Raw genomic sequence first — 12,294 nt, 5'->3', positions numbered from 1 at the left:
GGAGCCGGTAGGCTCGCGATCATGGGCACACAAGGTGAACCTGAGGCCATGGGTATACGGGTCGAGGTCGTGCGCGTTTTCACGGACCCGGCCGGGCGGGGTGGTAACGAACTCGGCATCGCCCGGGCAAGCGATGTCGCCGAGGCGGACCACCAAGCCCTGGCGGCGAAGGCGGGCTTCAGCGAGACCGTCGTCGTCGAGGAGCCGGTCGATGAGATCGCCAAGGTGCGGATCTACACCCCCGCGGTGGAGCTGCCCTTTGCCGGACACCCGTCCGTCGGTACCGCGTGGTGGTTCGCCGAGCAGGGCCGCCCGGTGCGGATCCTGCAGGTGCCCGCGGGTCCGGTCGCCATCGAACTCACCGACAGCCTCACCTGGATCAGGGCGCGCGGCGAATGGGCGCCGGAATTCACCTTCCACCAGCTCGACGACGTCGACACACTGACGCACCTGCGGCCCGACGACTTCGACGAGGGCAAGCACTACCTGTGGGCCTGGACCGACGAGCATCGCGGCGCCCTGCGCTCCCGAATGTTCGCCCCGTCCATGGGCATCGCCGAGGACGAAGCCACCGGCGCCGCCGCCGTAGCCATCACCGCCCTACTCCGCCGCAGCCTCATCATCACCCAAGGCAAAGGCTCCCAACTCTTCACCGAATGGGACTCCGACGGCTGGGTCCGCCTAGGCGGCCGAGTCTCCCCCGACTCCCCGATCACCCTATAACTCGAGAATGCGTTGGTGCAGAAGCGCTCTCGACGTTTACCTGCATGAGCGCATGGTGATCGCTTGTCCAACGCTGGGGTCAGGTGGAGATGGCGGCGATCAGCATGTAGGTGGTGCCCAGGTCCATTACGAGGTGGGGGACCATCGCTGATGACAGGGTGCGGGGGATGAAGGAATTGGGTTGAGGCGAGTTGGGGGGCGGGGCGATCGGATGGCCGAGCCAGCGTTGCCGTCGTCCGGTGCTTGCCGCGATGATCAGGGCGATCGCGTCCGCGGCGAATAGCGTGGCGAGTGCCAGGGCGGGAATTGGCATCGGTCCACCGGTGTGGCCGCCCGCACCGTGTCCGGATATCGCATACAGCATCGCGACCGCGACGAGGATGTGGTACCCCAGCGCGACCATTCGATCGCCGGGCACCAATCGAGTTGCACTGCGCCACTCCACGATTCGATCAACCAGCAGTGCCGCGAAGACGACGATCATCGCGATGAGCACCCCACGCAACGCGACCGGATTCGCGCCCGCGGGGAAGACCAGCATCGCGAGCATGACCAGACACATGATCAGATGCGCGGCATCGGATTCGTGACATGCCGCCACGCCCTGACCAATCGAATGTGCTTGCGGCCGAAGAGAATCAGCAGCCGCTGTCCCGACGCCAACGAGCGGGACGACGGCCGTCCCTGGGGCACCACACTGCCCCGGCGTCCGCCGCATCTCACGAGCCGGTGCCGCCAACCGGCCGAGCACCACCGCCGCCGCGAAGAGAAACGCCACAACCACCGACCACCGCAGGGCGGCATACTCCTGCGCGAACTCCACCACGCCCATCACCTCCCGACACCGCGCTACAATCCATGCTCGCATCCGATACGCCCCTCGGCCGCCCTTTCCGCAGCAACCCCTTCAGCCGCACCATTCGGCGGGATCTGCGCTCCCGCAGCGAGCACGTCACCGACCACGTTGCGTGCCACACCGAGTGCGGATCCCGACACGGTTACGCGCCCGATCCGGAGGTGGTCGCGGGTGCCATCGTCGACTGTGTCGAGCATCGGCTCCGCGGACTGGTGGTGATGCCGCCGACCGGGTGGTTCCGCACGGCGATGCCCGATCCGGCGCAGTTGCGGCATACGATGCGGCGGATGCTGGGCATCCTGTGAGAGCGCTGGCTCAGGCCGACAGCTGCCGCAGTACGCGTTTGAGCACCTTGCCAGTGGGGTTGCGCGGGAGTTCATCGATGAACAACACATCACGCGGCACCTTGAACCGAGCCAGCTGCGTCTTGACGTGTTCGCGCACCTCATCCTCGGTGAGCGAATATCCCTCTCGCACAACGACTACTGCGCGCAGCCGCTGACCGTACCGGTCATCGGGCACGCCGAACGCACTGACCTCCGCCACCGCCGGATGGGCCGCGAGGAGTTCCTCGACCTCGCCGGGGAAGACGTTCTCGCCACCGGAGACGATCATATCGTCATCGCGACCGTCGATGAAAAGTCTTCCGGCACTGTCGAAATGGCCGACATCGCCGGTGGACATCAACCGCCCGATGCGGGGCTTGTCACCGCCGCCGGTATAGCCCTCGAACTGGTAGTTATTGCCGACGAAGATCCGCCCGGTAATGCCGGGGCCCACCTCGCGGTCATCGTCGTCGAAGATCTTCACGGTGGCGCTCGGCACCGGCGAGCCGACGCAGCCGGGCTCCACCGCAAGATCGGCGGGCGTGGCAATGGTCGCGTAGGCCACCTCGGTGGATCCGTACATGTTGTAGACCACGGGTCCGAAGGCTTCGGTCACTCGGCCGCACAGCTGTGCACCCAACTGGGATCCGGCGACGAAGATGATCCGCAACCGCGAGAGATCGCGGCCGACAAAGGCTTTCGGTCCGGCGTCGACGAGCCGCTGTAGCATCACCGGCACCGCGATCATGGCTGTCGCACCATGCCGGTCCAGACTGTCCAGCACCGCCTGCGCGTCGAAGTGGCGCCGGATGACCAGCGTCGATCCGAAGCCGACCGCGAGGATGGCGTGCGCGAAACCGAGCGTGTGGAACAGCGGCGCCGGGCATTCGGTGACTTCGCGCGCCCGGAACGGCACCTTGACGAGGATGGCTCCCAGCGGCGACAGCGAGGTCGGCTCACTGCTGCGCGGCGCCCCCTTCGGGGTTCCGGTCGTCCCGCTGGTCAGCAGGACGACGCGGGTGGCGGTGCGCGGTTTGCGCGGTGGTGTGCGCGCGGCGCCCGCGATCAGATTGTCCAGGGTGTCCACGCCCGGCTTATCGGCCCAGGCGCGGTAGCGGCCGCGCCGCGGCGTGAAATCACCCAGCATGCTGGCGTATTCGTCGTCGAAGACCAGCAGGTCGGCGCCCTCGCGGGTCACCACCTCGCGCAGCTGCGGGCCCGCGAAGTCGGTGTTGAGTAGGATGATTCGGGCACCGCACTTGGCCGCGGCGAAAACCGAATAGTGGAAGCCGCGATGGTTGCGCGCCAGGATTGCCACACCGTCGCCGTCGCGCAGACCTCGCGCGCGCCAGGCATTTGCGAGTGCGGTGCTGCGCTCATCGAGTTCGCGGAAGCTGACGCGGCCGAGTTCGTCGATAATGGCGCTGCGATCGCGATAACGCAGGGCGGCAACGGTTGTCAGGCCGCCGAGCAGTCCCGAGCGCAGTAGCGCCGCGCCCATTCTGGCGAGCCGATCCGGACGTTCGGGCGTCGCGAGTCCGGCACGCACGGTGAGTGCGGCGTAGTAGGCCTCATCGGCGGCCCGGCGCGCCGCGATCGTAGCCAGCGTCCCGAACTTGTTGGCAAACTTCATGATTCGATCCTCGCGTGGTCCGCGGCCGCCCGCACGTCGGCTGGCATCGATGCGCCGCGCGGGTCGGGCCGAACTACGCTTGTGCTGTTGAGATTTCCGCCATGGTCGGACGCAATCGATGGATCATCGGGTCGAATCCCCTTAGCCGCAGCCGATTCGGGGAGCATGCGGTGAAAGTAGTGCAGCAACAGTCGCGCAGTCCGTGGCATCAGCTGACCGCCGGTCGCGGCGAGGGCACCCAAGGGCACGCCCACGTGGTCCGGTTGCCGCCGCAGCGCGTCGATCAGCAATGCCACCGCCTCGTCCACAGCGAGCGGGGTGAAGCCACCCCAGCCGGTCGGTCCGATCATGTCGGTATCGACCAGCGGCAGATGCACGGTACCGAATCGGACTCCGTCACTGAGACATTCGACGGCGGCGACCCGCATGAACGCATCCAACGCCGCCTTGGACGCCACATACGCCGAGAACCGCGGCAGGTTGGCCTGCACCCCGATCGACGAACTCGCCAGCACATAGCCGGAGCCGCGAGCCCGCATGCCCGGCAGCAGGCGCAGGGTGAGCCCGACCGCACCGAGGTAGTTCACCCGCATGGTGCGTTCGTAATCGTGCAGGCGGCGTTCGGAATTCGCCACCGACCGGCGGATCGAGCGGCCCGCGTTATTGACCAGGATCTCCGGTGCGCCGAATTCGGCGAGTACCCGGTCGGCAACGGCATCAATGCTCTCCTCGGTGGACAGGTCCCCCGCGATCGCGTACGCCACCCCGCCGCGCGCACCGATCTCGCGCACCAGCACTTCGAGTTCATCGGCGCGCCTTGCCACCACCAGGGTCGTCGCACCCGCCGCCGCGACCGCCTCGGCCAGCGCCCGGCCGATCCCGCTGGACGCGCCGGTAATGAGCACAGTGCGTCCCGCGACCCGATCGGCCAGCGACGGCACCCAGGGTGCGGGCAGGCGACGCGGTTTGATCAGCACATTGTTCGCCTGCTGCGCGAACTTCTCGAACATCGACATCGTTGGCCACCTAAGGTGAGGGCGAGTGCCCTCACAGTAAAGCTTGCCGAAGGCCTTCGTCGAGTACCGACCCAGACAGCGGGGTCCAGGCGCACGGTCCATGATGGACGAATGTCCAGCGATATCGACGAGCAGCTATCGAGCCGAACCGCCGACCTGCGGATCGTGGTCGACGATCTCTCCGGCCCGCAGGTGGCGGCCCTGCTCACGCAGCATCTGGCCGAGATGTACGACCACTCGCCCGCCGATAGCGTGCACGCCCTCGACCTCGATGCCCTGCGCGGCCCGGACATCACCTTCTGGAGTGCCTGGGAAGATAGCGAACTCGCGGGCTGTGGCGCACTCAAACAGCTCGACGCCACTCATGGCGAGATCAAGTCGATGCGTACCGCCACCGATCGCACCGGCCGCGGCATCGCCGCCACCCTGCTGAACCACCTCATTGCCGAGGCCCGTGCGCGCGGCTTCCGCAGGCTCAGCCTGGAGACCGGAGCCTCCGACTACTTCGCCCCGGCGCAACGGCTCTACACCAGGCACGGCTTCGAGATCTGCCCACCATTCGCCGACTACATCGAGGACCCGCACAGCGTCTTCATGACGCGCGCCCTCTGAGCACCGCGACCGCGCTCGCCGCGTCGGCTGCTCGCAACAGCACCACTCGATTCGGCCGCACACAACTCGAACGGGCGCGCTACACGCTCAAATCGACCCCACACGGCTTGATCCGGCCCCGCACGACTTCGAGCCACCGCACGCTCAATACGACCCACACGACTCGATCCAGCCCCGCACAACTCGATCCAGCCCCGCACAACTCGAATGCCACCGCACACTCTGCGACCCCACACAGCTCGATCCGGCCCTGCGCGACACGAATGCCACCGCACACTCACTGTGACCCCACAGAATCGATCCGGCCCCGGACAACTCGAATGCCACCGCACACTCAGCGACCCCACACAGCTCGATCCGGCCCTGCGCGACACGAATGCCACCGCACACTCACTGTGACCCCACAGAATCGATCCGGCCCCGGACAACTCGAATGCCACCGCACACTCAGCGACCCCACACAGCTCGATCCGGCCCTGCGCGACACGAATGCCACCGCACACTCACTGTGACCCCACAGAATCGATCCGGCCCCGGACAACTCGAATGCCACCGCACACTCAGCGACCCGCACGACTCGATTCGGTCCCGCACAGCCCGATTCGGCGCTGCCCGCACCAGCGATCGCCGGTCCGCGTCAGGCGGCGTTGATGGCGGTGATCAGCGTTCGATTGCCAGCCGTTCGGGTCGTGATGATCTGGGTGAAGGTCTGCGATTGCTCGCCCGGACGCTGTTGGGTGAGCCGGACCTCCCAGTGCGCCTCCCCCGCATCGCTGCCCGCGCGGGTGATCTGCACGCAGTACAGGGTGCCGATGGGGACCTGGTTGATGCCGCGCTGGATCTGGTCGGCGGCGGGCACATTCGCGTCATTGGCGACGACGCCGCGCGCCGCGAACCCGGAACGTTGCACGTAATAGGCCCGTTCGAAGGCGAGGATGGCCGAAGGGCCATCGCTGGTGCCACCCGGATCGGTGCCGGAGATGACCTCGCCGGTGCGCCGCTGTTCACAGCCCGGGGTCGCCACCGCCGACGGTTGATCGCCGGGTGCGGTGGTCCCCGGCACACGCCCGGCGGTCCCGGGCACGACGGCCGCCGAGGTGGCCGCGGCGGGGCGCTTCTGCTCACCCGAGCCGCCGAAGACGAACATCAACACCGAAACCACCGCGAGCACCACACCGAGCACGATCAGCACCGCGACCACCCGATTGCCGCCACCCGCCGGTTGCGCATCGCGACGCCGCGGCGGATGCCGCAGCGCTGGACCGGGGTTGCCGCCGGACCGATCGATGATCGTGGGCACGACTGCTTTGGTCTGCGCCGGTAGCAGCGATTCGGTCTGGACCGTGCGGGTCTGCGTCCGGCTCTGCTCCGCCTCCGGTGACGCTGCGGCGGGACGACGCGGTTCCAGCCATTCCTGCCAATCCCCGGACGGCCGGGCCCGCAGCGGCCGCTCGGGTGGGTCGAGCGGATCGACCCGAGGGCCTCGTCGTTGGCCCGAACCGCGGCGTGCGCCCGGGCGCCGCCGCCGCTTCGAGGCGGGGGCGGCGGGCCGGATCATGGGCAGTCCGGTATCGAACGGATTGCCCTGGTTCTGGCTCGGGGAGCCGGAATCAGAGCTCGTCATCGTCGAATTCGCCGATCACCGCAGGCGGGACGGTCGCCATGACGGTCGGCACGGTGACGCCGAGTTGGCCGTCGCGCGGGCGGCGGTCCTCATCCGATTGCGGTGACGGCGGCATCGCCAGACCACCGGTGGTGCCCGGCTGGTTCGCCGGTTCCGGCCCGGAGGGTCGCGATGGCGGCGTATCCGCGACGGCCGGTGCCTGCGGCGCCGGTGCCGGCGTCGGCGCGGGAGCCGGTTTCGTGGCGGTGGACCCATTGGGCGGGATCACCGAGCTGGTTCCGGCATTCGGCGCGGGCTTGGCCGACTGACCCGATCCGCCACCGAAGTCGATCACATTCGTGGGCTTGCTGGCGGAATCACCGGTGGTCGAGTTCGTGGTGCTGCCGGGATGGATGAGTTCCGGAATCGCCTTGTCGATCGCCTTATCCGCGGAGGTGGCCACGGTGTCCATGGCGTGCGTACCGACTTCGGCGATCTTATCGATGAGGTGGGTGCCGATATTGACCCCGGCCTCGATGGCGGCGGTGCCGACCGAGACACCCGCGTTGATCAGGTACTGCTGCAGCTGGAGCTGGGCCGCCTGCACCGGGTCCAGTGGCGTTGTCGTCGTCACGCCCGCGGTCGTCGTGGCGTCGGTCGTACCGGGCACGACCGTCTGCTGGGTGGTGCCGATGCCCTGCGGGGTGGTGACGGTGAGCGGTCCCATCGCATCGAGGCGGGCGGTGTGGCCGTCCATTTCCGATCGTGCGGTGCTGACCGCGGTGACGGCGTCGCGCAGCGCCTGGGTCGCCCGCGCGATCACGGCGTCGGTATCCGAGGACGCGCTCGCGGTGCTCATGATCTGCCGGGCGTCGCGGCGGAAGTCCGCGATGATCTGGTCCACCTTCTGCGCGGCACGGGCGCTGGTGGCATGGGCGTCACCGAGCACCGACAGGTATTCCGGTCCGCGGTCGGAGATATCACCGATCTGGGTTTGGGTGGTGCGCAACGCCGGAACGGCATCGTCGGCGGCGCGCGAGGTCCAGGTCGACTCCAGTGCGTGCAGACCGTCTCGGTGCGGGCCCTCGGTATCGGCGACCTGTGTGGAGGCCGCGGACAGCGCGTTGACCACGGCGTGGTCCGGTGTCGCGACGCCGCTGCCCAGCGAGGCACGCAGCTGCAACATCGGCTCCACCAGCGCGGCCACGATCGGCGGATCCACATTCGGGTCGATGGTGGTGACCGGGGTATCGGCGGCGTTGTTGGCGGGCCGCCGTCGGAGCAGTCGCCTCATGACAGCGCATCTCCTTGCCGGGCAAGGGCGCCCGCGGAATCCACGTCGATGCCCTGCATATCCACGCTGTAGTCGTTCAGCACCTGCCCATAGGCGGCCACCAATTGTCCTGCGGTAGAGAGCGCTTGGACGTGTTCGTTCACCTTCTCGGTGAATCGGGCCACGAATGTGGCGCCGACCGGTCCGAGATCGGCGACGAGCCGCTCCGGATTCACCGCGCCACCCGCGACAGCCGAGGCCGAGGCCAGCTGTTGCGACACCGTATTCGCGATCGCGGTGTAGGCGGCCATCGCCGCCGGGTCGAGCTTCAGCGCGTCCACTGTTCCCCCTTAATACGGAAACCAATCTGTCGCGTCACATTTCGACACTCCGAGCGTACTTGGGACCCGGACAATGCGCGCCCGATCCTGTGCTCGGATCGAGTCTATGTGGCTTCGGCTGGCGCTGATGCGACACCAGTCCGTTATGACAGAGGCCGAGGTAGCAATCCGGAAACGATCACCTGCACCTCGCGGCGGTCATATGCTTGACGCTACGAGGTTGGTCCCATCATCACCCTGGCGATCCACGCCCAGGGTGCCCAAGGTGAGAGGGGTCAGTAGCGTGAAGAACAGCAAGCGTTTTCGCAACTGGTCGGTCAGATCCGCAGTGCTCGTAGGTGTCGTATCGGCCGCACTCCTGATGGCGGGCACCGCGCAAGCAGAACCATTGTGGCCGGGTGGCCCGGATATCGGCACACCGGCGATCATTCCGCCTATTCCGCCAGCTCCCGTTTACGCACCGTGTGCCGAGAACGCACGGATGTGTATGCGGCTGTCGACGAACGAAGCCTGGCTGATGGAAAACGGCAAGGTGACCTACGGTCCGACCCCGATCTCCCACGGTCGGCCCGGATACGAGACACCGCCAGGGGTCTTCAAGGTCTCGTTCAAGCGGGAGGACTTCTGGAGCACCATGCACAACGCTCCGATGAAGTGGGCCGTCTTCTTCAACGGTGATATCGCCACCCATATCGGCCCCATCGAGGAACAGTCGCACGGCTGCATCCGGATGACCCCCGAGGGCGCCGAGGCGACCTACCACCACCTCGAACCCGGTGACATCGTCGAAGTCGTACCCTGACATCGTCACCGAGCAAGGCCCGAGCGCATTCCACCACCCGGGCTCAACTCGCACCGCTCGGATCAGCGGCAAAGTCGTTGCGCACCAACGCCAACCGCCGCATCGCACTGATGACACCTCATATCGCCGAACTCGGCCCCCGTTCCGGGCCGGCCGCTGACCGGTTCGCGCGGCGCATGCCACCGGTCGTGGCATGGCCGTCATCGACGGGCCCGAGCACCGCTGGACCGAACCAGTGGCACAGCAGCAGGGCGAGCTCGACATCGAGGCGGTCCTCGCCGATCGGGCGGCCGCGGCGGTCGACGGCGCGCTGGACACGATACTTCACCGAGTTGGAGTGCAGGTTCAGCTCGTCGGCGGCGGCCTTGTAGCTGGCGCCGTGATGTAGGAAGACGCGCAGGGTGTCGCGCAGTCGCGCATCGTTGTCGGAGTTGGTGGCCAGCGGCCCGAGCACATCGCGCACCCAGGCCCGAGCCTCGGGCAGATCGCCGCCCAGTAGCGCGGCCGCGGCCAGCCCGGGGTCGCCGGACGCCGTGAGGCGCTCGGTGCGTGGACCCGCGGCGATGGCGACATTGCGGACGTTCTCGGCCTGCTGATGGGAGCGGCGGAAGCCCTCGATACCGGGCAGTGGCCTGCCGAGAGCGACACACGGAGCATCGTGGTGCCCGGCGATGAAGCGACGCACCAAGCCCTCGACGGTCGGCGCGGTGTTGACGCTCAACGGAATCCAGCCCCAGCCGCTGACTCGATCGGCGGCGACGAACAACGCACTCCCCTGTGTCGGTAGCGATTCGGTGAGTTCGCGCAAGAAGCGCTCCAGCCGCACCAACTCGTTGCCCTTCACGTCGTCGGAGTACCACAGGATCAGTGCGAGGTGAATTCGCCTGAGCGGGTAGCGGATTGCCGCGGTGACCGCGTCCGGATCCACGTCGCCGTTATCGAGCAGCTCGCGCACGCGGACGGCGCGCAGGCTGTTGCGGTTCTCCGACCACCGATCGCGCTCGACGTCGTACACCTCGAGGACCTGCTGGGAAATCCAATCGATATAGCGGAAGCTGACCGTCGTCATCCGTTCGTAGACATCGAGGCTCAGTGTCGGTTCGAGGTCGGCGGCGCGGATCTCGTCCAGGATCATATCGAGCAGCGCCTGCTGGCCGAGCCGATATGCACGCACGAGCGCATTGGAGGAGACATTGTGTTGGGCCAGGCGCCGCGCATACTCGAGCGCGGCGGTCGGCGGTTCGACGCGCTCGATCGGGATGTCGTAGCGCAACGCGTGGAAGACCGTATCGATATTGCCCTCGACGCTGGCGCCCAGCAATTCGATGAGCTGCGAATTACCTCGCAGTTCGGAAACCTCGGCAGCCAGGGTCTCCTGAATCGACCGGGATACCTCGCCCAGCCTGGCACGGAGCAGCCCTTCGATTCGCGCGGCGTTCTCTAGGACGACTGCCTCGTCGAACCGGCGCCGGTCAGCCATAACCAACAGTAGATCGCTGCGCCGACCAGGGTGATCGATTTCCCGATGAGGTTGTCTTCCCGCGACAACACCGGCCGCGGACTTCGTATTTTCACGACGGTGTCTACCAGGTGTTCGGTTCCTACCGTTTGGTGTATCCCTTCGAAACCCCAGGAATTGTCCATGAACCTTTCGGAACTCCCCGATCTACGCGCCACCGGCGACCCGTACGGACCGAGCATCGCCGACGATGACGTCGAGTTGAACAACATTCAGTTTCTCCGGCGCGTCCAGCGGGCCGCGGCGACCTTACACAGCCAGGGCATCGGCGCCGGGGACGTGGTCGCCGTGATGCTGCCCAATACCGTGAGCCTGGTGGTGGCCCTGTTCGCCGCGTGGCGTATCGGCGCGGCCGTCACCCCGCTCAGCCCGACGCTCGTCCCATCCGAGGTCGCATACCAGGTGGCGGATGCGGGGGCGAAGGTGCTGGTCACCGATCGGCAGATCGAACTGGCCACACCCGCGCTGTTGCCGGTGCGTGAGCTGACCGCCGAACCCCCGGCCATCGCCGATCCGGTCCAGCAGTCCGACGACGCGCTGGCTTTGCTCATCTACACCAGCGGTACCACCGGCCGCCCGAAGGGCGTCATGCTCGACCACGCCAACCTGAAGGCGATGTGCCGCATGGTGATCGACGCATTCGAGCTGACCGGCGCCGACCACAGCCTGCTCATCCTGCCGCTGTTCCACGTCAACGGCATTGTCGTCGGCACGCTGTCGCCACTGCTGGCCGGTGGCCGGACCACCATCGCGGGCCGGTTCAGCCCGAAGACCTTCTTCGAGCGGATCGAACGCAGCGGCGCGACCTACTTCTCCGCCGTACCGACCATGTACACGATGCTGGCGGATCTGCCCGCGGATGTGCGACCGGATACATCGACTGTGCGATTCGCGGTGTGCGGCGCGGCACCAGCCAGCGTCGAGCTGCTGGACAAGTTCGAAAGCCGTTACGGCATACCGATTGTCGAGGGATACGGGCTGTCCGAGGGCTCGTGCGCGAGCACCGTCAATCCGATCGGCGGCCAACGCAAGCCGGGCACCGTCGGGCTGCCGCTGCCCGGCCAGACCATCCGGATCGTCGACGCCAACGACCTCCCGGTGGCCGACGGTGAACCGGGCGAGGTACAGGTGCACGGACCGAATGTCATGCGCGGCTACCTGAATCGCCCTGACGAAACCGCCAGGGCGCTCGCGGGCGGCTGGTTGCGCACCGGCGATATCGGACGCATCGACGAGGACGGCTATCTCGTGCTGGTCGACCGCGCCAAGGACATGATCATTCGCGGCGGCGAGAACATCTATCCGAAAGAGATCGAGACCGTCATCTATCAACTGCCCGAAATCGCCGAGGCCGCGGTCGTCGGTCGGGCCGATGCGGTGTACGGCGAACAGCCGGTGCTGTTCGTCTCGCTGAATTCCGGCGCGCAGATCGACGCCGAGAGAATCCATGAGCACGCGCGCGGCGCGCTGTCGAAATTCAAACTGCCCGTGGCGATCACGATTCTCGACGAGCTGCCGAAGAACGCCGTCGGCAAGATCGACAAATCCTCGTTGCGTAAATCGCTGCACCTCCAGGGTGCCTGAGAAAAC

General features: G+C 67.0%; 12 protein-coding genes. 5 read left to right on the top strand and 7 right to left on the bottom strand.

Annotated elements, in window-relative coordinates; all coding sequences use genetic code 11:
- Nucleotides 1–48: 48 nt before the first annotated feature.
- On the top strand, nt 49–723 hold the full coding sequence (locus ACQP0C_RS14475; RefSeq protein ID WP_433734545.1) for a PhzF family phenazine biosynthesis protein: 675 nt from the start codon (nt 49–51) through the stop codon (nt 721–723).
- A gap of 79 nt (nt 724–802) precedes the next feature.
- Here ACQP0C_RS14475 and ACQP0C_RS14470 read toward each other — a convergent pair whose 3' ends face one another.
- Entirely contained in the window at nt 803–1,549 is a 747-nt protein-coding gene (locus ACQP0C_RS14470; protein WP_433733434.1) for a DUF5134 domain-containing protein, read from the bottom strand.
- Nucleotides 1,550–1,581: 32 nt separating this feature from the next.
- Between ACQP0C_RS14470 and ACQP0C_RS14465 the strand changes: the two genes are divergently transcribed.
- Complete coding sequence (locus tag ACQP0C_RS14465) at nt 1,582–1,884, top strand: hypothetical protein (protein WP_433733433.1); 303 nt, start codon at nt 1,582–1,584, stop codon at nt 1,882–1,884.
- Nucleotides 1,885–1,894: 10 nt separating this feature from the next.
- On the opposite strand, the gene ACQP0C_RS14460 is transcribed toward ACQP0C_RS14465, so the two are convergent.
- Both ACQP0C_RS14460 and ACQP0C_RS14455 read right to left on the bottom strand, forming a co-directional pair.
- Complete coding sequence (locus ACQP0C_RS14460) at nt 1,895–3,538, bottom strand: acyl-CoA synthetase (protein ID WP_433733432.1); 1,644 nt, start codon at nt 3,536–3,538, stop codon at nt 1,895–1,897.
- The gene (locus ACQP0C_RS14455) at nt 3,535–4,554 is read right to left on the bottom strand and encodes an SDR family NAD(P)-dependent oxidoreductase (RefSeq protein ID WP_433733431.1); all 1,020 of its coding nucleotides are present in this window, start codon (nt 4,552–4,554) and stop codon (nt 3,535–3,537) included. Before ACQP0C_RS14455 ends, ACQP0C_RS14460 begins: the two co-directional genes overlap by 4 nt.
- Before the next feature lie 111 nt (nt 4,555–4,665).
- Here ACQP0C_RS14455 and ACQP0C_RS14450 point away from each other — a divergent pair, with 111 nt between their 5' ends.
- Entirely contained in the window at nt 4,666–5,166 is a 501-nt protein-coding gene (locus ACQP0C_RS14450; RefSeq protein ID WP_433733430.1) for a GNAT family N-acetyltransferase, read from the top strand.
- 637 nt (nt 5,167–5,803) lie between these two features.
- Here the strand turns inward: ACQP0C_RS14450 and ACQP0C_RS14445 are convergent.
- The 3 genes from ACQP0C_RS14445 to ACQP0C_RS14435 are packed head-to-tail and all read right to left on the bottom strand — an operon-like array spanning nt 5,804 to nt 8,383.
- A complete protein-coding gene (locus ACQP0C_RS14445) occupies nt 5,804–6,790 on the bottom strand; it encodes a hypothetical protein (protein WP_433733429.1) in 987 nt (328 codons plus the stop codon).
- The gene (locus tag ACQP0C_RS14440) at nt 6,777–8,063 is read right to left on the bottom strand and encodes a hypothetical protein (protein WP_433733428.1); all 1,287 of its coding nucleotides are present in this window, start codon (nt 8,061–8,063) and stop codon (nt 6,777–6,779) included. The genes ACQP0C_RS14445 and ACQP0C_RS14440 overlap by 14 nt, the downstream gene beginning before the upstream one ends.
- Entirely contained in the window at nt 8,060–8,383 is a 324-nt protein-coding gene (locus ACQP0C_RS14435) for a hypothetical protein (protein WP_433733427.1), read from the bottom strand. The genes ACQP0C_RS14440 and ACQP0C_RS14435 overlap by 4 nt, the downstream gene beginning before the upstream one ends.
- A 283-nt stretch (nt 8,384–8,666) precedes the next feature.
- On the opposite strand from ACQP0C_RS14435, the gene ACQP0C_RS14430 reads away from it, so the two are divergent.
- Nucleotides 8,667–9,185, top strand: coding sequence for a L,D-transpeptidase (locus tag ACQP0C_RS14430; RefSeq protein WP_433733426.1), 519 nt, complete (start codon nt 8,667–8,669; stop codon nt 9,183–9,185).
- A 118-nt stretch (nt 9,186–9,303) separates the two neighbouring features.
- On the opposite strand, the gene ACQP0C_RS14425 is transcribed toward ACQP0C_RS14430, so the two are convergent.
- The gene (locus ACQP0C_RS14425) at nt 9,304–10,665 is read right to left on the bottom strand and encodes a PucR family transcriptional regulator (RefSeq protein ID WP_433733425.1); all 1,362 of its coding nucleotides are present in this window, start codon (nt 10,663–10,665) and stop codon (nt 9,304–9,306) included.
- A gap of 162 nt (nt 10,666–10,827) precedes the next feature.
- Here ACQP0C_RS14425 and ACQP0C_RS14420 point away from each other — a divergent pair, with 162 nt between their 5' ends.
- Nucleotides 10,828–12,288, top strand: a complete 1,461-nt coding sequence (locus ACQP0C_RS14420) for a class I adenylate-forming enzyme family protein (protein WP_433733424.1) — start codon at nt 10,828–10,830, stop codon at nt 12,286–12,288.
- Nucleotides 12,289–12,294 lie beyond the last annotated feature (6 nt).

Origin of the sequence: Nocardia sp. CA-129566 (genome assembly GCF_050956075.1) — a bacterium.
GTDB lineage: Bacteria > Actinomycetota > Actinomycetes > Mycobacteriales > Mycobacteriaceae > Nocardia.
Note: the sequence above shows the minus strand (reverse complement) of the source record. Positions and strands in the feature narration are given on the sequence as shown.

Coding starts and splice junctions, on each gene's coding strand:
- ACQP0C_RS14475 (WP_433734545.1), top strand. CDS start 49: ATGGGTATACGGGTCGAGGTCGTGCGCGTTTTCACGGACCCGGCCGGG.
- ACQP0C_RS14465 (WP_433733433.1), top strand. CDS start 1,582: ATGCTCGCATCCGATACGCCCCTCGGCCGCCCTTTCCGCAGCAACCCC.
- ACQP0C_RS14460 (WP_433733432.1), bottom strand. CDS start 3,538: ATGAAGTTTGCCAACAAGTTCGGGACGCTGGCTACGATCGCGGCGCGC.
- ACQP0C_RS14455 (WP_433733431.1), bottom strand. CDS start 4,554: ATGTCGATGTTCGAGAAGTTCGCGCAGCAGGCGAACAATGTGCTGATC.
- ACQP0C_RS14450 (WP_433733430.1), top strand. CDS start 4,666: ATGTCCAGCGATATCGACGAGCAGCTATCGAGCCGAACCGCCGACCTG.
- ACQP0C_RS14445 (WP_433733429.1), bottom strand. CDS start 6,790: ATGACGAGCTCTGATTCCGGCTCCCCGAGCCAGAACCAGGGCAATCCG.
- ACQP0C_RS14440 (WP_433733428.1), bottom strand. CDS start 8,063: ATGAGGCGACTGCTCCGACGGCGGCCCGCCAACAACGCCGCCGATACC.
- ACQP0C_RS14425 (WP_433733425.1), bottom strand. CDS start 10,665: ATGGCTGACCGGCGCCGGTTCGACGAGGCAGTCGTCCTAGAGAACGCC.
- ACQP0C_RS14420 (WP_433733424.1), top strand. CDS start 10,828: ATGAACCTTTCGGAACTCCCCGATCTACGCGCCACCGGCGACCCGTAC.